Annotated in this window: 16 protein-coding genes; 8 read left to right on the plus strand and 8 right to left on the minus strand. The window is 71.0% G+C overall.

Annotation, left to right across the window (positions count from 1 at the left end; all coding sequences use genetic code 11):
* Positions 1–70: 70 nt before the first annotated feature.
* Both LNW73_RS11540 and LNW73_RS11545 read right to left on the minus strand, forming a co-directional pair.
* Positions 71–2,737 carry a YfhO family protein gene (locus LNW73_RS11540; RefSeq protein ID WP_250989851.1) on the minus strand — a complete coding sequence of 889 codons (2,667 nt, stop codon included), beginning with the start codon at positions 2,735–2,737 and terminating at the stop codon, positions 71–73.
* A gap of 149 nt (positions 2,738–2,886) precedes the next feature.
* Complete coding sequence (locus LNW73_RS11545) at positions 2,887–3,396, minus strand: hypothetical protein (RefSeq protein WP_250989852.1); 510 nt, start codon at positions 3,394–3,396, stop codon at positions 2,887–2,889.
* Between the two features lie 94 nt (positions 3,397–3,490).
* Between LNW73_RS11545 and LNW73_RS11550 the strand changes: the two genes are divergently transcribed.
* From LNW73_RS11550 to LNW73_RS11560, 3 genes are read left to right on the plus strand one after another with little or no spacing between them, the layout of a single operon-like run.
* Complete coding sequence (locus LNW73_RS11550) at positions 3,491–3,793, plus strand: hypothetical protein (RefSeq protein ID WP_250989853.1); 303 nt, start codon at positions 3,491–3,493, stop codon at positions 3,791–3,793.
* A gap of 9 nt (positions 3,794–3,802) precedes the next feature.
* Positions 3,803–5,206, plus strand: coding sequence for a hypothetical protein (locus LNW73_RS11555; protein ID WP_250989854.1), 1,404 nt, complete (start codon positions 3,803–3,805; stop codon positions 5,204–5,206).
* Entirely contained in the window at positions 5,203–5,877 is a 675-nt protein-coding gene (locus tag LNW73_RS11560) for a hypothetical protein (protein WP_250989855.1), read from the plus strand. The genes LNW73_RS11555 and LNW73_RS11560 overlap by 4 nt, the downstream gene beginning before the upstream one ends.
* 63 nt (positions 5,878–5,940) lie before the next feature.
* Here LNW73_RS11560 and LNW73_RS11565 read toward each other — a convergent pair whose 3' ends face one another.
* From LNW73_RS11565 to LNW73_RS11580, 4 genes are all read right to left on the minus strand, one after another.
* Positions 5,941–7,422 carry a GntP family permease gene (locus LNW73_RS11565; protein WP_250989856.1) on the minus strand — a complete coding sequence of 494 codons (1,482 nt, stop codon included), beginning with the start codon at positions 7,420–7,422 and terminating at the stop codon, positions 5,941–5,943.
* A 159-nt stretch (positions 7,423–7,581) separates the two neighbouring features.
* Positions 7,582–8,016, minus strand: coding sequence for a RidA family protein (locus tag LNW73_RS11570; RefSeq protein WP_250989857.1), 435 nt, complete (start codon positions 8,014–8,016; stop codon positions 7,582–7,584).
* Complete coding sequence (locus LNW73_RS11575; protein ID WP_250977466.1) at positions 8,013–8,774, minus strand: IclR family transcriptional regulator; 762 nt, start codon at positions 8,772–8,774, stop codon at positions 8,013–8,015. The genes LNW73_RS11570 and LNW73_RS11575 overlap by 4 nt, the downstream gene beginning before the upstream one ends.
* Positions 8,771–9,859, minus strand: coding sequence for a sugar kinase (locus LNW73_RS11580; RefSeq protein ID WP_308407659.1), 1,089 nt, complete (start codon positions 9,857–9,859; stop codon positions 8,771–8,773). The genes LNW73_RS11575 and LNW73_RS11580 overlap by 4 nt, the downstream gene beginning before the upstream one ends.
* 257 nt (positions 9,860–10,116) lie before the next feature.
* On the opposite strand from LNW73_RS11580, the gene LNW73_RS11585 reads away from it, so the two are divergent.
* Both LNW73_RS11585 and LNW73_RS11590 read left to right on the plus strand, forming a co-directional pair.
* On the plus strand, positions 10,117–11,394 hold the full coding sequence (locus LNW73_RS11585) for an amino acid deaminase (RefSeq protein WP_250989858.1): 1,278 nt from the start codon (positions 10,117–10,119) through the stop codon (positions 11,392–11,394).
* Between the two features lie 73 nt (positions 11,395–11,467).
* The gene (locus LNW73_RS11590; protein WP_250989859.1) at positions 11,468–13,087 is read left to right on the plus strand and encodes an N-acyl-D-amino-acid deacylase family protein; all 1,620 of its coding nucleotides are present in this window, start codon (positions 11,468–11,470) and stop codon (positions 13,085–13,087) included.
* A gap of 9 nt (positions 13,088–13,096) precedes the next feature.
* Here LNW73_RS11590 and LNW73_RS11595 read toward each other — a convergent pair whose 3' ends face one another.
* Entirely contained in the window at positions 13,097–14,977 is a 1,881-nt protein-coding gene (locus LNW73_RS11595) for a KAP family P-loop NTPase fold protein (RefSeq protein ID WP_250989860.1), read from the minus strand.
* 89 nt (positions 14,978–15,066) lie between these two features.
* Between LNW73_RS11595 and LNW73_RS11600 the strand changes: the two genes are divergently transcribed.
* On the plus strand, positions 15,067–16,281 hold the full coding sequence (locus tag LNW73_RS11600; RefSeq protein ID WP_250989861.1) for a pyridoxal phosphate-dependent aminotransferase: 1,215 nt from the start codon (positions 15,067–15,069) through the stop codon (positions 16,279–16,281).
* A gap of 213 nt (positions 16,282–16,494) precedes the next feature.
* Here the strand turns inward: LNW73_RS11600 and LNW73_RS11605 are convergent, their stop codons facing one another.
* Positions 16,495–18,306, minus strand: coding sequence for a phosphoenolpyruvate carboxykinase (GTP) (locus LNW73_RS11605; protein WP_138352148.1), 1,812 nt, complete (start codon positions 18,304–18,306; stop codon positions 16,495–16,497).
* 273 nt (positions 18,307–18,579) lie between these two features.
* Between LNW73_RS11605 and trhA the strand changes: the two genes are divergently transcribed.
* Positions 18,580–19,278 carry a PAQR family membrane homeostasis protein TrhA gene (trhA, locus tag LNW73_RS11610; RefSeq protein WP_250989862.1) on the plus strand — a complete coding sequence of 233 codons (699 nt, stop codon included), beginning with the start codon at positions 18,580–18,582 and terminating at the stop codon, positions 19,276–19,278.
* A gap of 256 nt (positions 19,279–19,534) precedes the next feature.
* Entirely contained in the window at positions 19,535–21,157 is a 1,623-nt protein-coding gene (locus LNW73_RS11615; RefSeq protein ID WP_250989863.1) for a DHA2 family efflux MFS transporter permease subunit, read from the plus strand.
* Positions 21,158–21,161 lie beyond the last annotated feature (4 nt).

Consider the following 21,161-nt stretch of genomic DNA (forward strand, 5'->3'; position numbering starts at 1 on the left):
GCCTGAATCACCCACCGCATGACTCACCGCGCCCCCCGGGACGGCTCACAGCCTCCCGGCGGGCGCGGTGTCATGTTGCGGCCGCCGCGGTGTGACGGCGTCGGCGCGACCACCACCGGTACCCCGCCAGCGCGCAGAGCCCCAGCGCCGCGGCGCCGCCCACCGCGGACCCCGCCTTCAGCCCCGGCGGGGTGAAGTCGCAGCTGATGGTGCGCGACGTGCCGTCCAGCGGGACCGACAGCAGGCCCAGGTGGTTGCCGGCCGGCCTGGCGGCGCCGCCGCCCGTCGAGCAGCTCCACCCCTCGATCGCCGGGGCGGCGATCACGGCGACACCCGTGCTGCCGGGCGGCAGCTCGGCGGTCAGACGGCTGCCGGACACCGACACCCGCGTCGCGCCGGTGGCCTTCAACTCGGCCACCCGGGCGGCGAGTTTCACCGGGTCGAGGCAGCCGATCGGCTCCTTGGGCAGCGCACCGGCGCCCAGCGCTATCAGGTCCACCCGCACATCGCCGGAGGCCGGCACCGTTCCCATGGGCTGGACGGTCGCGCGGTTCTGCGGCGGGCGGGCATCGAAGCGCACCCCGTCCGACACCCCGCGCAGCCCGCCCTGGCCGGCGAAGTCCGGTACCGAGAGGAACACTTCACTGCCCGCCGGGCAGTGCGCCCGCAGCACCTGCGTGGGCCCGCTCTTCCCCGCCTCGCGCGCCCTGACCCCGTACTGACCCTCCAGCGTCAGCTTCGGCACAGTGCCGTCGGCGTCGCGTATGTCGACCCGCGGAACCGTGTAGACGCCCGCACCGAGCAGCGCCTCCTGGTTGCGGAACGTGTTGTCGCCGTAGGACCGCGGTCCGCCGGCCGGGCGGACGGTCACCAGCGGGGGAACGTCCATCCGCGAGACCGACACCGTCGTCGTGTACGGGCCGCGCAGCGGGTGCCGGAACGGGTCCTGGTTGGAGTGCAGCCGGGCGCCGACCGAGAAGATGGCGTCCGTGACCGGGCCGTCGATACTGCGCGGCGACCGGCCGCGCGAGGAGTAGCCGCCGCCGAGCGCGGTCAGCGTGCTCGCCCAGACCTCCGAGGTGAGGCTGCTGTAGTACTGGGCGCCCTGCCCGCCGACGACCAGCGGATCGTTGCCGACCGTCTGCCAGAGACCGGGATCGGTGCGGTACGCGGGCCAGCCGTCGGACCGGGAGACCGCGGCGCTCTGCACGTCCTGCCGCTGGCTCCACGGCCCGTAGTCGTCGAGCCGCCCGAGCCGCGCCTTGTCGTAGGACGCCTCCGAGACCGCGGACTCCGCCACCTGCGCGCCCACCAGCAGCGCGGCGGCCAGCACCGGCGCCCAGCGGGCGGTACGCCGCCGGGCCTCCACCGACCGCAGCAGCACCAGGCTGCCGAGCACGGCCGTCAGGGAGAGCGCCAGCAGCGGCACCGTCCAGGACTCCGTGACGACGCTGGTGCTCCCGATCGCGGTCACCAGCACGAGCAGCCCGACGCCGCCCAGCAGCGGCTTCAGCCGCGGCACGCCCTGCGCGAGGGACAGCCAGCCGGCGATGACCAGCACCCCGCAGAGCACGAACGTCTGCCGGTAGGAACTGCCGTTGGGCGTGGCGAACGCGTGCCAGGCCAGGTGGGTGGGCTTCCACTGCATGGACAGCAGGACGATGAGAACGAGCGCGCTCCAGCCGGCCCGCTCCCGCCGGGCGACCGCCGCGTTGAACGGCAGGGTCAGCGCGAGCAGCAGCGCGGCCGTGCCGACCCAGACGGCCGGCGTCCCGAAGGTGTACGTGCCGGGCAGCAACCGCGCCAGCACGTCGGGCATCGCGGCCGGCGCGAACTCGTTGACGCGGCCGGGGTGCGCGAGCTTCGTCGCCTTGAACACGACGAGGATCAGCGGCGCCGCCAGCCCGATGCCGAGCAGCGTCGCCAGCACGGCCCGCCCCAGCACGGCGAGCTTGCGCCGTACGTCCTCCCGGCCGAGCAGCAGCCGCAGCAGCAGGACGAGCGCGGCGCCGATCGTCGCCATGTACGCCGTGTAGAAGTTGGCCGTCCAGGCGAGGGCGACGACCAGCGGCCCGAGCACCGGGCGCCGGTTCGTCAGCGCCCACTCGCCGACCAGGCACAGCAGCGGGAACGCGATGAGCCCGTCCAGCCACATGAGGTTGTACGACGCCTCGGCCATCGACCAGCCGCACAGCGCGTACGAGGCGCCGAGCGTCCCGGCCGTCCACCAGCGGCCCTTGCGCAGCGTCAGCAGCAGGAACGCCATCGCGGCACCCGCCGACGCCATCTTCAGCACCGTGATCACGTACACCGCGAGGTCGATCTCGTCCCGCGGGAAGAGCCCGACCAGCAGCGCGAAGGGGCTGCTCAGATACGTGCCGAAGTCGGGGAGGAAGCTGGAGCCGTACCCGGACTGCCAGTTGACCAGCAGCCCGCCGTCGGCCCTGCCGTGCAGCAGGTCCCACAGGTGCGCGTGGAACGGTACGAACTGGTTGCCCAGGTCACTGACGCTCCGGCTGTGGCGTCCGAACGGAAAGGTCGTCGCGACGGCGTCGCCGACGCAGAACGCCAGAGCGGTGATCAGCGCGGCCAGGGCGGTGGCACGGCGGCGGATGTGCGGTGCTGGGGCGGTCCCCCGGTCCCCGGTCCTGGTGGTGGTGCTGGTGTCGCTGGTGTCGCCGGCATCACTGGTGGCGCTGTCACCGGCCCCTTTCAGGGCGGCTTCCTTCGTCGGCATGGCTTCCTCCGAAGGGGACGCTAACCTGCCGGAAGCCCGGATGCGCCCCTTGACCCGAAGTGCCCGCTCACCCGACGCCTCCGCTTCAGTGGGTGTTCATCGCGCGTTCCGTCGGCGCGGGGAACCGAAGAACGCCGTGACGTCTCCGGTCAGCCGGTCCGCCGCGAATCCGACGCTTCCGACGCTTCCGACCACCGGAAAGTCCCCATCACGGCGTCGAAGAGCTCCACCATCAGATCGGCCAGCCGGGGCTCCGCCACGGCCGTCGGCGTCGAGAACGCGGCGGCCAGACAGCGCCCGGGGACGTCCGGGACGGGCAGCACGTAGTCCACCCGCCGCGCCTCGCCCACGACGTACTCCCGCCGCTCCTTCCTGCCACCCACCGCCAGCTCCGACACGACGAAGGACGCCGGGACCGGGGCGGCTCCGCCGCGCGGCCGCACGGGGAGGTAGAGGTCGAGCCCGGCGCCGTCCCGGCGCGCCCGGACGGCCAGCTCCCGCAGCCGGCCCTCCAGCCGGACCCGCACCTGGGCCACCGCGTCCCCGCGCGAACCGTCGAAGGCCGTCGTCACGATCCCCCGGATCGCCTCCTCGGTCCCCTCCCGCAACGGAATCCGCCCCCAGCCGGGCGGCAGCACCAGCCGGTATCCACCCACCATCACAACTCACCCTGTTCCGTCTCCGGTTCATGCCTGTGACCTATGCCGGGACAGATCGTTCCACAGGCACACAACCCCACAGGAGTCCGGACACATGTCCAACACATGCACCAGCGCTGCCGACTTGAAGGTCGACGGCCGCCTCCTCGACGCCTCGGAGCACTCCCTCAGCTCCATCCGCACCGCCCTCCAGCGCTGCCCCGCCACCCAGGACGCCCTCGCCCACGCCGTCGGCGCCCCCCGCATGGCCGAGGTCATGCACACCTTCGCCGACAACTGGAAGGACAACCGCAAGGAGACCCTCTGGAACCTCGGCCAGGTCCTCAACCTCGTCCGCGGGACGAAGGCGGCCTTCGCCGCCGTCGACCGCGACCTCGCCGCCCGAGCGAAGGGCTGAGCCCTCCCGATGCCCCACCGCCCCCGCGACTGGCACCCCCTGCGCACCGAGGACCGATACGCCGACCCCACCCCCGGCTCCCCCGCCGACATCCGCACCGGCCGCCGGACCATGACCGACACCGCCATCGAGATCCGCACCCAGATCACCCGGCTCCGCGCCCTCTCCGACGGCACGGGCCTGAAGGGCGAGTACGCCGACGCCCTCCAGGACGGCGCGGACCGTCTGCGCGACAAGCTCGGCAAGGTCGCCGACCGCTACGAGGCCGTCGCCGTCAAGGTCTCCGCCTGGGCCGAAGCCGTCGAGGACGCCCAGCACCAGACCGTCGCCGCCCACCGCGCCGCCACCGCCGCGCACGACCTCATCACCCCGCTCGACGCCCTCCCCGAAGCCGATCTCACCCCCACCCAAAAGAGCGACCTCGACCACGCCCGTGCCTCACTCATCCGTGCACAGGCCGCCTTCGACGGCGCCGTCGGCGACTACGAAACCGACGCCCGCCGCCTCTCCGGCGCCATCGAGGACCTCCTCGACGACTCGCTGGAGGACTCGTGCTGGAGCTGGACCTCCAACCTCCTCGAACGGAACGCCGCCTGGATCAACGAAGCGCTCGAGATCATCGGCTGGATCGCCACCGTCGTGGCCATCGCCGCCGTCCTCATCGCCTGCGCCCCCACCGCCCCCGCCTGGCTCGCCCTCGCCGCGTCCTGGGCCATCGCCGGAGCCGAAGCCGCCACCTACGGCACCGCCCTCGTCCACACCGCCCTGGCCGCCACCGGCAACGGCACGTGGGCCGACGTCGGCCTCGACATCGTCGCGATCCTCACGCTGCGCATGGGCAAGGCGGCGGAACAGGGGGTGACGGCGGGCGTGGACGCCACGCGGGTTGCCTCCCGGCAGGCAGCGAAGGACGCCGTCTCGGCGGCCCGGGCCGAACAGAGTGGAGCCCGGCAGGAGATCGCGCGCGAGCTGCGTAATCGGAGCATTTCGAAGCCGCGACGGCAGTTCCTGGAGGGCCAGTTGAAACGAATGAACGCGCGGGCCCGCGCGGCGGCGAAGTACCCGTCGCAGCACGAACCGGAGGTGTCCCGAGCAGAGATCGTTCGAGCCGGTGGCTCACGCGAGACAGCAATCGCCGAAAAGTTGGGGGCACATGAGGCGGCAAAGCACGTTGGCAACGAGGCAGTACAAGCCGAAGCGCGGGGTATCAAGAGCCACGCGGTGAAGAACTCAGCCGCTTTCGTTGCAGGCACGGCTGCTGATCTAACAGACAAGAGCCTCGGCAGCAGCGGAGTGTTCGAAGGGAAGCCGAGCCTGGCGGCCTACGACGACGGGAAGCATTTCATGCAGTTCCATACGAGCTGGGTCGATCCTGACCCGGTAGGAGCCACCGCTACAGGAGGACGCAGTTGAGCTGGGTAGACGTCTACTATCCGCTGGACGTGTGGGTCGACATCACGCCACAGCCCTCTTGGACGGATTCGGGCTGGGCTAGTCAACTCGGCTGGGCTCAGTCTTCGGCCGAGACCATTCTCACCCTGCGTGGTCAATCACACCGCTGGCTCGCAACGCGCCGCCTGTCGAATGCTCTGATTCGCTCCTACGACGCATTTGCCAGGCATCAGCTTGGCAAATTCAGTTACCTTCACGTCGGTGATTTGAAGCAACGGCCGTTCCGGGTGACCATGTCTCACTACCCCGCCGAAGGCGATAAGCGCGACGCGCTGCGGCGTCTGGTCCGCGCCCAGGACCCCGAACTCCTCCGTCCACCCCAGGTGGACACCTTCCACGCCGGCCACCTCGGCGAGGGCCTAAAAGCCCTGGGGCATGTCGAGCTCGACCACAACGACCTCGTCGCCAACCTCTGGTACGCCTTCCGCGACGAGCACCACTCCGTGGACGTCGTCGTGTTCGCGTCGACCGGGGATCTCGTGCGGCTCGGGCAGGTGATGCCGGACATCGACGCGCTCGTGCACGGGATCAAGGTGCGGGCGGATGACGAGGACGGGTGGTGGGCGGGGGTTTCCGACGACATTCCCGTCGACGCCAAGTCCGACGCCGCCACCGACGCCAGCGGCAGCTGACAAGGGTGGCCGGCCCCGCCGGGCCGGCCACCCCATCTCCCACGCGCGCCTGGGTGACCGCGCCTAGATAACAAGGCTCAGCGAGGCGGCCACCGCGAAGCCCGCCACCGAGAGGACGGATTCGAGGACCGTCCAGGACTTGAGGGTGTCGCGTTCGGAGATGCCGAAGTACTTGGAGACCATCCAGAAGCCGCCGTCGTTGACGTGTGAGGCGAAGATGGAGCCGGCGGAGATGGCCATGATGACCAGGGCCAGGTGGGCCTGGGAGAAGTCGCCGGCGGAGAGCATGGGGGCGACGATTCCGGCGGTGGTGACGATGGCGACGGTCGCGGAGCCCTGGGCGACGCGGAGGACCACCGAGATCAGCCAGGCCAGGACGATGATCGGCAGGCCGGCGCTGTCGAAGGCGTCGGCGAGCGCCTGAGCGACCCCGCTGCCCTTGAGGACGGCGCCGAAGACACCGCCCGCACCGACGACCAGCAGGATGTTGCCGACCGGCTTGAGCGAGGCCGTCGAGACGGTTTCGAGGGACTTGCGGGACCAGCCGCGGCGGATGCCGAGCAGGTAGTAGGCGAGGAAGAGCGCGATCATCAGGGCCACGAAGGGGTGGCCGAAGAACTCGATGACCGAGCGGCCGGTGCTCGGGTCCAGGGCGATCGAGGAGAACGTCGCGCACAGGATGAGGATGAGCGGGGTGCCGATGATGGCGAGGACCGTGCCGAGCGAGACGGGCGTCTCGACGGGGGTGACGCCCGCGGCCTGCTGCTCGGCGGCGACGGCGGCCTTGGCCTCGTCGGCGGCGTCGACCATGTCCTGCGGGACGGGGACGAAGATGCGGTTCCCGATCCAGGCGGCGTAGACCCAGGCGGCGATGACGGACGGGATGCCGACCGCGGCGCCCATCAGGATGACCCAGCCGAGCTGGACGTGCAGCAGGCCGGCCGCGGCGACCGGGCCCGGGTGCGGGGGCAGGAAGGCGTGGGTCATGGAGAGGCCCGCGAGCAGTGGCATCGCGTAGAGGACCATCGACTTGCCGCCGCGCTTGGCGGCGGCGTAGACGATCGGCGCGAGGACGAAGATGCCGACGTCGAAGAAGACCGGGATGCCGAAGATGAGGCCGGTCAGACCCATCGCGAGCGGGGCGCGCTTCTCGCCGAAGGCGTTGAGCAGGCGGGCCGAGAGGGCTTCGGCGCCGCCGGATATCTCCAGGATCGCGCCGAGCATCGTGCCGAGCGCGATGATGATCGCGATGTGGCCGAGGGTGCCGCCCATGCCGGTCTCGATGAGCGAGGTGGCGCTGGACTTCTGGACCGTGCCGAAGAGTTCGGTGACGGACAGGCCCGCGGCGAGGCCGACGGCTATGGAGACGCCGAGCAGGGCGACGAACGGCTGGACGCGCGCCTTGATGATGAGGACGAGCAGCAGGCCGATGCCGAGGGCGGCGACGGTCAGCAGTCCGGCCGTGCCGTGGATCAGCAGGAGGAGGCCGCCGGTGTGCGGCGTCGGTGGTGGGTCTGCCGCGAGGGTGGCGAGCGATGAGAACACGTGGGGACTCCGTATTCGGGCGAGGGCAGGGGGGACCGCGGCACGGCGCCCGTGGTGCGGGCGCCGCGCCGTGCGGCGGCTGAGGGTTGGTGGTGCGGTGCTGCAAGGAGACCTGTGGTGTCAGGGGGTTCGGGGGGATGAAAGGTGGTGGGGGGATCGTCAGCCGAGGACGGCCAGCGCGTCGATCTCGATCAGCAGGCCGGCGGGGAGGCCGACGTAGACGGTGGTGCGGGCCGACGGCGCTTCCTTGAGACCGGCGAAGTACTCGTTGTAGATCTCGTTGAACTCGGCGAAGTGCGCGGTGTCGGTGAGGTAGACCCGCGTCATGATGACGTCCTCCCAGGAGGAGCCGCCCTCCTCGAGGATCGCCTTGACGTTGGCGAACGTCTGGAGGGTCTGTTCGCGGAGCGTCGGGCCGGCGGGGGTCGGGGCCTGGCCGGCCACCGCGGGCAGGAAGCCGACCTGGCCGGCGACCTGGAGCAGGTTCCCCTTGCGCACGCCGTGCGAGAACCTGGCGGGCGGGGTGGTGTGGGTCGCCGGGGTGATGGCGGTCTTCTGGAGGGGGGACTCGTGGGTCCGGGAGTTGTCGCTCATGGGGTGTCCTTCGAAACGGTGTTTCCTGAGTACTCCCGGCTGATGGCCTCCGCGGTACGGAGGATCAGCGGGCGCAGTTTGAGCAGTTCGTCGGCGGTGACGACGACGTTCGGCGCGGAGACGGACATCGCCGCGGCGATCCTGCCGTCCGCGCCCCGGATGGGGGCGCCGACGCAGTTGATGGATTCCTCGTGGCCGCCGAGGTCGGTGGCCCAGCCCTGCTCGCGTACCCGCAGCAGCTCGGTGAGGAAGGCGGCCGCGTCGGGTGTCGACCTGGCCGTGTACTTGGGGTATTCGAGGCGCTCGGCGATGGAGCGGCGCTCGGCCTCGGGGAGGTCGGCCAGGAGCAGCTTGGCGACGGCGGCGACGGTGATCGCGACGGGCTTGCCGATCCGCGAGTACATCCGGACGGGGTAGCGGCTCTCGACCTTGTCGATGTAGACGACCTCGCCCTCCTCGTAGACCGCGAGGTGGATGGTGTGGCCGATCTTCTCGTTGAGGGCGAGGAGGTGCGGGTGGGCGATCTCCCGGACGTCCAGGGTCTCCATGGCCTGCTGGGCGAGGGCGAAGAGCCGGGCGCCGAGCCGGTAGCGCTGGTCCTCCTGGCGGTAGACCATGCCGTGTTCGTGCAGGGTGCGCAGCAGCCGGAGCGCCGTGGACTTGTGGACGTCGAGGCGGGTGGCGACCTGTTCGAGGTTGGCGGGTCCCTCCGCGAGCAGCGGCAGGATGCGCAGCGCGCGGTCGACTGTTTGGCTCATCTGTCCTTCTCCGTCCGTCCGGCCCGATCCGTCTGTCCGACCCGATCCGACTGCCCGGCCGGTTCCGTCCCGGCGACCCGATCCGTGCCGCCGGCCCGATCCGTCCATCCGGGGCCCAGCCGCAGTGTCCCCCACGCGTCCTCTCCGAGGGCGACAAGGGCGTCGGCGTGGGCGCGCGCGGGTGGTGTGCCGAGGTCGCCGGGGACGGTGAGGGCGGCGGCGGCCATGACGTGCCCGTGGCGCAGCCGGTCGGCGAGGGGCAGGCCGCGGAGGGTTGCGGAGAGGAACCCGGCGGCGAAGGCGTCGCCCGCGCCGACGGGTTCGACGACGTCCACGGCGAGGGCGGGGACGAAGGTCGCGGTGTCACCCGTGAAGGCGGTGGCTCCCGTGCTGCCCTGCTTGACGACGAGGACGGCGGGCTCCGGGAGCGCGGTGCGGATGGCGGCCGCGTCGGCCAGGCCCCAGGCGTCCTGGGCCTCGTCCTCGCCGACGAAGACGATGTCGCAGCCGCGGGCGAGTTCGGCGAGCAGCCAGGGGTCGTCGCCGGTGCCCCAGAGGGCCGGGCGGAAGTTCACGTCGTAGGAGACGAGGGGCCGGCCCGGTTCGCGGGTGACGAGCGAGCGCATCAGGGCACGGCACTCGGGCGACAGCGCGGCGGTGATGCCGGACAGGTGCAGGATGCGGCCGGACCAGGCGTCGCGGCGGTGCACGGTCTCCGGGGACATGGCGGCGGCCGCGGAGCCGGCGCGGTAGTAGAGCACGGCGGTACGGTCCGCCAGCTGTTCCTTGAAGTAGATGCCGGTGGGGCGGTCGGCGTCGCGCTGGACGGCGGTGACGTCGACGCCGGTCGCGGCGACGGCGCGGATCAGATGGTCGCCGAAGCCGTCGCCGCCGACCCGGCTGATCCAGCGGGCGCTGTGACCGGAGCGGGCGAGGGCGCAGGCGACGTTGGACTCGGCGCCGCCGATCCCGCGGTGGAAGGCGGGGACGTCGGCGAGGCTGCCGGGCTGCGAGGGCACGAAGGTGACCATGGATTCGCCAAGGCACGCTACGTCGAACTGCGGGCCGCTCGGGACTGCGGTCACGGTCGCTCTCGCTCCTCATGGGGCTGTCGGGTGGGGCTGTCGGACGGTTGCCGCCCGGGTTGTCGGACGGTCACTGTCCGGGCCGACGGACGGTCGCTGTCCGGGCCGGCCGGCGGGTGCTCTTCGGTTCGGGCGGTGCTTCACACACCGTTGACCCGGTGCTTGCCGGGATGTTAGACAGCAGGAAGCAAGACATGCAATGGACGTTGCACATGTTGCAACGCAAAGATCCGCGCAGAGATTCTCCAGGAGGTTCCATGGACGTCGCGAAGACGACCGAGCGGCTGCACGAGGAGCGGGTCGGCCACCGCTTCAAGGGCCTGCCGCCGGACGCCGCGGAGCTCACCCTCGGCGAGCTGGCGGCCGAGCGGCGGTCGCTCTTCGACGGCGGCTTCACCACTCCGGTGCTCACGCTGTCCGCCGAGTCCCTGGAGCACAACCTCGCGCTGATGGAGAGCTACTCCGAGAAGTACGGCCTCGCCTTCGCCCCGCACGGCAAGACGTCCATGGCTCCGCAGCTCTTCGCCCGCCAACTCGCCTACGGTGCCTGGGGCATCACGGCCGCCGTCCCCACGCAGGTCCGGGTCTACCGCGCCTTCGGCGTCCAACGCATCTTCCTCGCCAACGAGTTGGTCGACGCCGCGGCGCTGCGCTGGCTCGCCGCCGAGCTCGCCGCCGACCCGGACTTCCGCTTCGCCTGCTACGTCGACTCCGTGCGCGGCGTGGAACTGATGGACGCGGCGCTGGCGGACGCAACCCGCCCCGTCGACGTCGTCGTGGAGCTGGGCGAGCGGGGCGGCAGGACCGGCGTACGCGGTGCCGCGGCCGCCACCGAGGTCGCCGACGCGGTCGGCGCGGCCCGCCATCTGCGGCTCGTCGGAGTGGCCGGGTACGAGGGCGAGATCCCCGTCAAGACCCAGGAGACCGTCCGGGACTGGCTGAACCGGCTCGTCGCCCTCACCCGGGACTTCGACGCCGCCGGGCGCTTCGCGGACGCCGACGAGATCATCCTCAGCGCGGGCGGCAGCGGCTGGTTCGACACGGTCGCCGAGGTGTTCCAGCCGGTCGGGGCGACGGACTTCTCGAAGCCGCTGCTCAAGCTGCTGCGCTCCGGCGCCTACATCACCCATGACGACGGCCACTACCGCGAGATCACCCCGTTCCACGACCGCATCCCCCAGGAGGGCGCCCTCCAGCCCGCGTTCCGGCTCTGGGCGCAGGTCGTCTCCAAGCCGGAAGGCGCGCTCGCCTTCCTCAACGCCGGCAAGCGCGACGCCTCCTTCGACCTCGGGCTGCCGGAACCGCAGGTCGTCCGCGGCACGGACGGCGCGCTGCGGCCGGCTACCGGGCTGACGGTGACGGCCCTCTCCGACCAGCACGCGTTCGTCGCCATCGGGGCCGGCGCCGGTCTGGAGATCGGCGAATGGGTCGGCCTCGGCCTCTCCCACCCCTGCACGGCGTTCGACAAGTGGAAGCTGCTGCCGCTGGTCGAGGCGGACGGCACGGTCACGGACTACATCCGCACCTTCTTCTAGACCCTTCGAACCCTCTAAGCCCTTTGCACCCTTTCGCCCAGTCCAGCAGGCCGAGCACAGGAAAGGCACCGGCATGGATCTCGTGTTCCGCGACGTGAGCGTCATCGACGGAAGCGGGGAGGCCGCCTACCGGGCCGACGTCGGCATCGACGGGGGCCGGATCTCCGCGATCCGGCGCGAGGACGCGGCGCGGTTCGGGGACATCCGGCTGACCGGAACCCGCGTCGTCGATGCCGGCGGCCTGGCCCTGGCCCCGGGGTTCATCGACATGCACGCGCACAGCGACCTGGCCCTGCTGCGGGACCCCGACCACTCCGCGAAGGCGGCGCAGGGTGTGACGCTGGAGGTGCTGGGGCAGGACGGGCTGTCGTACGCGCCGGTCGACGACCGCACCCTCGCCGAGGTCCGCGCGCAGATCACCGGCTGGAACGGCGACGGCTCGGACATCGACTTCGACTGGCGCAGCATCGGCGAGTACCTGGACCGGCTCGACCGGGGCATCGCGGTGAACGCCGCCTATCTCGTCCCGCAGGGCACCGTCCGGATGCTGACGCTGGGCTGGGAGGACCGCCCGGCCACGGCGGCCGAGGTCACCACGATGAAGCGGCTGGTGGCGGAGGGACTGGAACAGGGCGCCGTCGGGCTGTCGTCCGGGCTGACGTACACGCCCGGGATGTACGCGTCGGACGCCGAACTCACCGAACTGTGCCGGGTGGTGGCGGCGTACGACGGCTACTACTGCCCGCACCACCGCTCGTACGGGGCGGGCGCGCTCCAGGCGTACGAGGAGATGGTGGCGCTGACCCGGGACGCCGGCTGCGCCCTGCACCTGGCGCACGCCACGATGAACTTCGGCGTGAACAAGGGCAAGGCACCGGACCTGCTGGCCCTGCTGGACCGGGCCCTGGACGCCGGCTCCGACATCTCGCTCGACACCTACCCCTACCTCCCCGGCTGCACGACGCTCGCGGCGATGCTGCCGAGCTGGGCGACGGAGGGCGGCCCCGAGGCGACGCTCGCGCGGCTGCGGGACGACGTGACGGCGGAGAAGATCCGCCACGTCATGGAGGTCGACGGGGCGGACGGCTGCCATGGCGTGCCGATGGACTGGGCGACGATCGAGGTCTCCGGGGTGAGCGATCCCGGACTCGCGGGCTGCGTCGGCAGGACCATCGCGCGCAGCGCGGCCGAGCGCGGCGAGGAGCCCTTCGTGACGGCCCGGCGGCTGCTGATCGACGACCGGCTGGGGTCGACGATCCTGCAGCACGTCGGCCACGAGGAGAACGTCCGGGCGATCATGCGGCACCGGGTCCACACCGGCGGCAGCGACGGCATCCTGATGGGCTACAAGCCGCACCCGCGGGCGTACGGGACCTTCCCCGAATACCTGGGAAAGTACGTGCGCGAGCTGGGCATCCTGTCCCTGGAGGAGTGCGTCGCCCACCTCACCTCCCGCCCCGCCGCCCGGCTGCGGCTGCCCGACCGCGGCCTGGTCCGCGAGGGCTACCGCGCGGACCTGACGCTCTTCGACCCGGCGACGGTGGCGGCCGGCTCCACCTTCGACGCCCCCCGCGTCCTCCCGACGGGCATCCCGCACGTCCTCATCGACGGCCGCTTCGTCATCGAGGACGGGCGGCGCACGGATGTCCTGGCGGGCCGCTCGGTGCGGCGCGAACCGGCGCGGGCGCGGTGACGGGTGCTTTCAGCGGGACCGGCCGGTCCGCTCCCGGCTGAGCCGGTGCAGGAGGACCCGGACGTCCTCGAAGTCCGCGGTGATCGCCAGGGCGCCCACCGCCGACGCCCGCGAGCGCCCCGCGGGAGTGACCCGTCCGGTGAAGAAGACCACCTGCCCGGTGTACGTCCCGTCGGCGCTCAGCCGTTCGACGTAGTCGAACCCCGCGTTGGGGTTGTCACCCCGGGAGACGTTGGAGATGAGCAACGTCGGTTCACGGTCGGCGATCGCGCGGCTGGCGGACCTCTCGCCGAGGGCCGTCCGCACGATCGCTCCGAACCTGGTCAGCAGGTCCGTCCACTCGGCATTGCCCCGGGTGTTCTCGTCCAGCCAGAGGATGTCCATCCCCGCGAACGGGACGTCCGGCGGTGGCTCCCGCCGGGCCGCCGGCCACTGGGTGCCGGGTCCCTGCTGTGCAAGGATCCCGCTGCCCCAGACGGCGTGCAGCGGCGGGTACGACCCGGACGAATCGTCGTCGAACAGTGGCGGAGGTGGCTCGGAGACCCGGCCCGGAGTGCCCTGCCGCAACTGCCGCACCAGTTCCCTGGACTCCGGCAGCGCCATCAGCTCGCCGATCAGCGAGGTGAACGCCGGATCGGCGGCCAGCACCGGGAAGCCGACGGGCAGTTGCTGCTCCAGCTCGGACAGCAGGCCCGGCCTCCACTCCGTGCCGTCGGGCGGCAGCGGCCGCACGTCATGGGCGATGAGGAAGGGATTGAAGTCGGACCGGTCGTCGGCCGGGCCGCGCACCGCCCGCCGCAGCTCGCGGTACGTCCGGAATTCGCTGACCACGTCCCCGTCCGCACCCGCAGAAGGGGCCGTCATCATCCGGTAGAAGTCGGGATAGAAGTACTGGATGAGCAGCGTCCTGATCACGCCGCCCGGCCCGAAGTCCTGCCACATCGGGTTGAGGGTGGCTTCCAGGACGAAGCCGTTGACCAGCCGTTTGATGCGGCGCGGGTTGCGGGCCGAGCGTTCGATGAGGAGGTCGGTCAGGCCCGCGTCGAGGTAGCGGCTGATGCCGGCGGTCTCCGCGCACCAGCGGACGTACTCCTGGATCCCCTCGCTGTCCGTCACCGGGATGCGGTAACTGGTCTGGAAGATCTTTTCCATGAACGCGGCCGCGGCGGGCGACATGTCGCGCAGCAGTCCGTTCGGGGCCATCGCGGAGCGGTCGCAGCCGATGACGAAGGCGAGGCCCGGCACGTCCAGATAGATCTTGGCCGCCTCGCAGACGGCGAGGACGGTCTCCTCCGAGCAGCGGTCGAGGTCGTCGATGAAGACCACGAGCATCCGCTGGTCCTGGAGCCCGGGGCCGGCGTCCGCCCAGTCCCTGACGAGCTCTCCGATCACGTCGCGCATGTCGTTGCGGGTCTTCGCGTCGACGTTCATCGAGTTCCACAGCTCGTCGGTCATCGCGGCGATCCCCAGCGGGCCGGCGACGAGCAGGCTCAGCGCGCGCAGCACCCCGAGCAGCGAGCGGTGCCGGGTGATCCGGTGCAGGCCGCGGCGCAGCACCCGTTTGTCGAAGCCGGTGAGGACGGACTTGATCAGCCCTTCGAGGGCGTCGTCGCCGGTGGAGGTCCAGGCGTTGTACCAGACGGTCTGCACGCCGGGCGCCGCGCTCAGCCGGGCGTCGACCAGCCGCATCAGGCTGCTCTTGCCCATCCCCCAGCCGGCGTCGACCGCAAGGGTGAACGGTGTGGAGCCCCGTGAGGCGACGAGCAGTCCGGCCAGTTGTTCCGCGACGCGTCCCGCGCCCAGCAGATCGCGTCCGGTGGCGGACACCGGCTCGTCGTTGAGGAGGGAGTACGGCAGCCATGAGGAGTGCGGAGAGTAGGGCGACACCACCGTGCCAGTGTGGCAGGGCCGCCTCCGGCCGTCCCGACGTGGCGAAAAACACCGGGCGGGCAGCCCTACGCGCCCGTAAGGTGACGGGCATGCAGCAGGTGATCCAGTCCACGAAGCTCGCGAATGTCTGTTACGAGATCCGGGGCCCGGTCCTCGAAGAGGCGATGCGGCTCGAGGCGGCGGGCCACCGCATCCTCAAGCTCAACACCGGCAATCCGGCGCCCTTCGGTTTCGAGTGCCCGCCCGAAATCCTTGAGGACATGCTGCGCACCCTGGGCGACGCGCACGGCTACGGCGACGCGAAGGGCCTGCTCTCGGCGCGCCGGGCGGTGATGCAGCACTACCAGACGAAGGGCATCACGCTGGATGTCGACGACGTCTACCTCGGCAACGGCGTCTCCGAGCTCATCCAGATGTCGATGCAGGCACTGCTCGACGACGGTGACGAGGTGCTGGTCCCAGCGCCCGACTATCCGCTGTGGACGGCCTCGGTCTCGCTGGCCGGCGGCACCGCGGTGCACTACCGCTGCGACGAGCAGGCCGACTGGATGCCGGACCTCGCCGACATCGAGCGCAAGGTCACCGACCGCACCAAGGCCATCGTCATCATCAACCCGAACAACCCGACGGGTGCGGTGTACGACGACGAGATGCTCCGCGGCCTCACGGACATCGCCCGCCGCCACAAGCTGATCGTCTGCTCCGACGAGATCTACGACAAGATCCTGTACGACGGCGCCACCCACACCCCGACCTCGGCCATCGCCCCCGACCTGCTGACGCTGACGTTCAACGGGCTGTCGAAGGCGTACCGGGTGGCGGGGTACCGCAGCGGCTGGATGGCGGTGTGCGGTCCCAAGTCCCACGCCTCCAGCTACATCGAGGGTCTGACGATCCTGGCCAACATGCGGCTGTGCGCCAACATGCCCGCCCAGCACGCGATCGCCACCGCGCTCGGCGGCCATCAGTCGATCAACAGTCTGATCCTGCCCGGCGGCCGGCTGCTCGCGCAGCGCGACGCCGCCTACGACGCGCTCACCCAGATCCCGGGCGTCACCTGCGTGAAGCCGAAGGGGGCGCTCTACCTCTTCCCCCGGCTCGACCCGAACGTCTACAAGATCAAGGACGACCGGCAGATGGTCCTCGATCTGCTGCGCGCCGAGAAGATCATGGTCGTGCACGGCACCGGCTTCAACTGGCACGAGCCGGACCACTTCCGCATCGTGACCCTGCCGTACGCCGACGACCTGACGGAGGCGTGCGCGCGCATCGCCCGCTTCCTGGACGGCTACAGCCAGCCGTGACGCTCGCGCTGGCGGCAAGCCGGAAACGACCCGGGGGCCCGGTCACGACGTGAGTCGTGACCGGGCCCCCGGTCGTGAGGGTTGGCGTCGGTCCGCCTGACAGACGTTCTTGGTCGGGGTGCCTGCCGGGCGGCCGAGCCGCGCCATCGGGCGGCCCGCCCGCATCGCACATGCGGACGGGCTGCCCGAGTTCTCGTGGAGCCGACTGTCAGGTCAGCCGAGGCGGGCGACCAGCGCGCGGTATTCGTCCCACAGTTCCTTCGGCGTGTGGTCGCCGAAGGTCTCCAGGTGGGCGGGGATCAGACCGGCCTCGTCGCGCCAGACGTCGAGGTCGACGGAGAGCAGCAGGTCCAGGTCCTCCTGCGAGATGTCGAGCCCCTCGGTGTCGAGGGCGCCCGCGGCCGGGAGGATGCCGATGGGCGTCTCGACGCCCTCGCCCTCGCCGTTGAGGCGCTCGACGATCCACTTCAGGACCCGGCTGTTCTCGCCGAAGCCCGGCCACACGAAGCGGCCGCCGGCGTCCTTGCGGAACCAGTTGACGTAGTAGATCTTCGGCAGCTTGGCGGCGTCGGCCTGCTGGCCGATCTTGATCCAGTGGCCGAAGTAGTCGCCCATGTTGTAGCCGCAGAACGGCAGCATGGCGAACGGGTCGCGGCGCAGCTCGCCGACCTTGCCCTCAGCGGCGGCGGTCTTCTCCGAGGCGATGTTGGAGCCGATGAAGACGCCGTGCTGCCAGTCGAAGGACTCCGTGACGAGCGGCACCGCGCTGGCGCGGCGGCCGCCGAAGAGGATCGCGGAGATCGGGACGCCCTTGGGGTCCTCCCACTCGGGCGCGATGGTCGGGCACTGCGAGGCCGGGACGGCGAACCGGGCGTTGGGGTGCGCGGCCGGGGTGCCGGACTCCGGCGTCCAGTCGTTGCCCTTCCAGTCGATGAGATGGGCCGGCGGCTCGTCCGTCATGCCCTCCCACCAGACGTCGCCGTCGTCGGTCAGGGCGACGTTGGTGAAGACCGTGTTGGCGTACATGGTCTTCATGGCGTTGGCGTTGGTGTCGTCGCCGGTGCCGGGCGCGACGCCGAAGAAGCCGGCCTCGGGGTTGATCGCGTAGAGCTGGCCGTCCTCGCCGAAGCGCATCCAGGCGATGTCGTCACCGACGGTCTCGACGGTCCAGCCGGGGATGGTCGGCTGCAGCATCGCGAGGTTGGTCTTGCCGCAGGCGGAGGGGAACGCGGCCGCGATGTACTTGGCCTCGCCGGTCGGCGGGGTCAGCTTGAGGATCAGCATGTGCTCGGCGAGCCAGCCCTCGTCGCGGGCCATGACGGAGGCGATCCGCAGCGCGTAGCACTTCTTGCCGAGCAGGGCGTTGCCGCCGTAGCCGGAGCCGTAGGACCAGATCTCGCGGGTCTCGGGGAAGTGCGAGATGTACTTGGTGGTGCTGCACGGCCACGGCACGTCGGCCTGGCCCTCGGCGAGCGGCGCGCCGACGGAGTGCACGGCCTTGACGAAGAAGCCGTCCTCGCCGAGGTCGTCCAGGACGGCCTTGCCCATGCGGGTCATGGTGCGCATGGCGACGGCGACGTACGCGGAGTCGGTGATCTCGACGCCGTTGGCGGAGAGCGGGGAGCCGACCGGGCCCATGCAGAACGGGACGACGTACATGGTGCGGCCGCGCATGGAGCCGCGGAACAGGCCCTGCTCGCCCGAGAAGATCTCGTGCATCTCCGCGGGGGCTTTCCAGCGGTTGGTCGGGCCGGCGTCCTGCTCACGCTCGGAGCAGATGAACGTACGGTCCTCGACCCGGGCCACGTCGGTGGGGTCGGAGGCGGCGTAGTAGGAGTTCGGGCGCTTGTTGGGGTCGAGCTGCTTGAAGGTGCCGTTCGCCACGAGGTCGTCACAGAGGCGCTGGTACTCGGCCTCCGAGCCGTCGCACCACACGATCTCGTCCGGCTGGGTGATTTCGGCGATCTCGCCGACCCAGGCGATCAGGTCCTTGTGATTGGTGGGAGCCGCAATTTCGCGCGCCACGATCGCTCCGTCCCGCCGAATTTGCACAGATTCGGCGTCAGATTTGAGGGTTTTGCGGACTCTAGTCCTGCTGTCCGCATGGTGGAACTACCTCGGCCCCTTGGGGGCTGCGACCCGGACGCCACGTGGCCGCTCATCCGGTGCCGACCTCACTCATATGAGTGTCGGGGGAGAAAACCCGATCTGTCCAGGGCGCGAAGGGTGAGCATCGCCACTTCCACCTGCCATATCTACGGTGCCGTAACCTACGGTCCCGTAGGTAGCATTGACGCTATGGACCCCGTCGAGGAGACTTCCGCTGTGTCTCAAGCCGTAGAAGAGCTCGACCCGCCCACCCTCTTGAAGCCGTTGCTCAGAGGGTGGATTCATGCCGGTATGTTCCCTGCGGTGCTGATCGCGGGAGTGGTGCTGACCGCCTTCGCAGAGAGCACCCGGGGCCGCATCGCCTGCGCCGTGTTCACCGTGACCGCCTGCGCGCTGTTCGGCGTGAGCGGCCTCTACCATCGCGGAAACTGGGGCCCGAGAGGTGAGGCGATCCTGCGTCGCCTGGACCACTCCAACATCTTCCTGATCATCGCGGGCAGCTACACACCCCTCGCGATCCTGCTGCTCCCGTCGAACAAGGCGACCCCGCTGCTGTGGTTCGTCTGGGCGGGCGCGCTCGCCGGCATCGCCTTCCGCGTCTTCTGGGTCGGCGCGCCGCGCTGGCTCTACACCCCCTGCTACATCGCGCTCGGCTGGGCGGCCGTCTTCTTCCTCCCGGACTTCCTGCGCACCGGCGGTATCGCGGTGCTGGTCCTGGTGGTCGTCGGCGGACTGCTGTACAGCGCGGGCGGCGTCATCTACGGCCTCAAGCGGCCCAATCCGTCACCTCGCTGGTTCGGCTTCCACGAGGTGTTCCACTCCCTGACGCTGGCGGCCTTCGTCATCCACTACGTCGGGATCTCGCTGGTCGCGTACCAGCACGCGTAATCGGGGCGGGGCCTGGACTCCGGCTCATGCCCCGCTCAAGGCACCGCCCAACGGCCCGCCCCAGACTCACGTCAGGCGCCCGCGACCGATCCGGTCGCGGGCGCCTTTGCGTACCCGGTTCCGCGTAGCCGGCTCCACGTACCCGGCTCCGCGCCCCGGTGCACGGTGGCGCGCACATCTGAATATTGACAGGCCCCATCTTTTGCGAGTTACTGTCACTTGATAGCAACTCTTAAAGATTTGACGGAGGAGTGTCATGACCGCACAGCTCGACCCCCGGCGCTGGTGGGCGCTCGGCGCCATGGTCGCGAGCATGCTCGTGCTCGGCTTCGACATGACGATCCTGAACGTGGCGCTGCCGACGATGGCCGGCCAGCTCGGCGCCACCACCGGCGAGCAGCAGTGGATGGCGGACGCCTACGTCGTCGTCTTCGCCGCCCTGATGCTCCCCGCCGGACTGCTCGGCGACCGCTTCGGCCGCCGCAGGATGCTGGTGACGGGCCTCGGGATCTTCCTCGTCGGCTCGCTCGTCGGCTCGCTGGCCACCAGTGTCGAACCGGTCATCGCCGCCCGCGCGGTCATGGGCATCGGCGGCGCGCTGGTGATGCCGCTCGCCCTCGCCGTACTGCCGTCGCTCTTCGCGCCCGAGGAGCGCACCAAGGCGGTCGGCATCGTCACCGCCGCCTCCGCGCTCGGGATGCCGCTCGGCCCGATCATCGGCGGCTTCCTGCTCAACCACTTCTGGTGGGGCTCGGTCTTCCTGATCAACGTGCCGATGGCCGCCCTCGGGATCATCGCCTGCGTCTTCCTGCTGCCCGAGACCAGCGACCCGGCGTCGCCCCGGGTCGACGCGGTCTCCACCGCGCTCACCGCGGCCGGTCTGGGCGCACTGATCTACGGGATCATCGAGGCGCCCGCCCGCGGCTGGTCCGACCCGGTCGTGGTGGGGATGCTGGCCGGGGCCGCCGTGCTGATCGCGGCCCTCGTCCTGCGCGAACGCCGGATGGTCCGGCCCATGCTGGACATGACGCTGCTCGGCCACCGCCCGTTCCTGCTCAACACGCTCGCCGCGACCCTCGGCATGTTCATCTTCTCCGGGCTGATGTTCGTCCTCCCGCCGTATCTGACGGCGGTGCTCGGCAACGACGCCTTCGGCACCGGCCTGCGGCTGCTGCCGATGATGGGCGGCGTGATGTTCGCCGCCAAGGGCAGCGCCCCCCTCATCCAGCGGTTCGGGGCCCGCGCGGTGATCAGCGGCGGCCTGGTGGTGCTCGCCTTCGCGGCGTTCCTCGGCAGCCGCACCACGGTCGACACCGGCTACGGCTTCACCGCACTGTGGCTGTCCATCGTGGGATTCGGCTTCGGCTTCGCGGTGGTCCCCGCCATGACGGCGGCGCTCAGCGCACTCCCCGCGGACCGGGCGGGCAGCGGCTCGGGACTGCTGAGCACCGTCCGGCAGGTGGGCGCCGCGATCGGGATCGCGCTGCTCGGCTCGCTGCTGGTCGGCGCCTACGCCGACCGGCTGCCGGCCGGGGCGCCGCACGCCGCCGCCGACTCCGTGGTCGCGGCCCACGTGGTGGCCGGCAAGCTCGGCGACACCCGCCTCGCGGCCGCGGCGGACGCCGCGTACGTGCACGGCATGACGACGGTGCTGCTGGTCTGCGGCCTCACCGCCCTCGTGGCGGCGCTGCTCACCGCGACGCTGCTCCCCAGGACCGGTGCCGACGCTGGTGCCGACGCCGGGTCCGGTGCCGGAACGGAAGGCGCGGCGGGTGCCGAGACGGTTACCGAGGCCGGTACCGGGGCGGGCGCCAAGGCCGGAAACGCATCCGGGGCCGTACCGCCGGTGGCCGCACTGCCGGCCGATGCCGGACAATGACCGG

Source organism: Streptomyces sp. RKAG337 (assembly GCF_023701715.1).
In the GTDB taxonomy this organism is placed as follows: domain Bacteria; phylum Actinomycetota; class Actinomycetes; order Streptomycetales; family Streptomycetaceae; genus Actinacidiphila.

What these genes read in the sequence shown, in the direction of transcription:
- LNW73_RS11540 (WP_250989851.1), bottom strand. Translation starts at nt 2,737, where the DNA reads ATGCCGACGAAGGAAGCCGCCCTGAAAGGGGCCGGTGACAGCGCCACC.
- LNW73_RS11545 (WP_250989852.1), bottom strand. Translation starts at nt 3,396, where the DNA reads ATGGTGGGTGGATACCGGCTGGTGCTGCCGCCCGGCTGGGGGCGGATT.
- LNW73_RS11550 (WP_250989853.1), top strand. Translation starts at nt 3,491, where the DNA reads ATGTCCAACACATGCACCAGCGCTGCCGACTTGAAGGTCGACGGCCGC.
- LNW73_RS11555 (WP_250989854.1), top strand. Translation starts at nt 3,803, where the DNA reads ATGCCCCACCGCCCCCGCGACTGGCACCCCCTGCGCACCGAGGACCGA.
- LNW73_RS11570 (WP_250989857.1), bottom strand. Translation starts at nt 8,016, where the DNA reads ATGAGCGACAACTCCCGGACCCACGAGTCCCCCCTCCAGAAGACCGCC.
- LNW73_RS11575 (WP_250977466.1), bottom strand. Translation starts at nt 8,774, where the DNA reads ATGAGCCAAACAGTCGACCGCGCGCTGCGCATCCTGCCGCTGCTCGCG.
- LNW73_RS11585 (WP_250989858.1), top strand. Translation starts at nt 10,117, where the DNA reads ATGGACGTCGCGAAGACGACCGAGCGGCTGCACGAGGAGCGGGTCGGC.
- LNW73_RS11590 (WP_250989859.1), top strand. Translation starts at nt 11,468, where the DNA reads ATGGATCTCGTGTTCCGCGACGTGAGCGTCATCGACGGAAGCGGGGAG.
- LNW73_RS11600 (WP_250989861.1), top strand. Translation starts at nt 15,067, where the DNA reads ATGCAGCAGGTGATCCAGTCCACGAAGCTCGCGAATGTCTGTTACGAG.
- trhA (WP_250989862.1), top strand. Translation starts at nt 18,580, where the DNA reads ATGGACCCCGTCGAGGAGACTTCCGCTGTGTCTCAAGCCGTAGAAGAG.
- LNW73_RS11615 (WP_250989863.1), top strand. Translation starts at nt 19,535, where the DNA reads ATGACCGCACAGCTCGACCCCCGGCGCTGGTGGGCGCTCGGCGCCATG.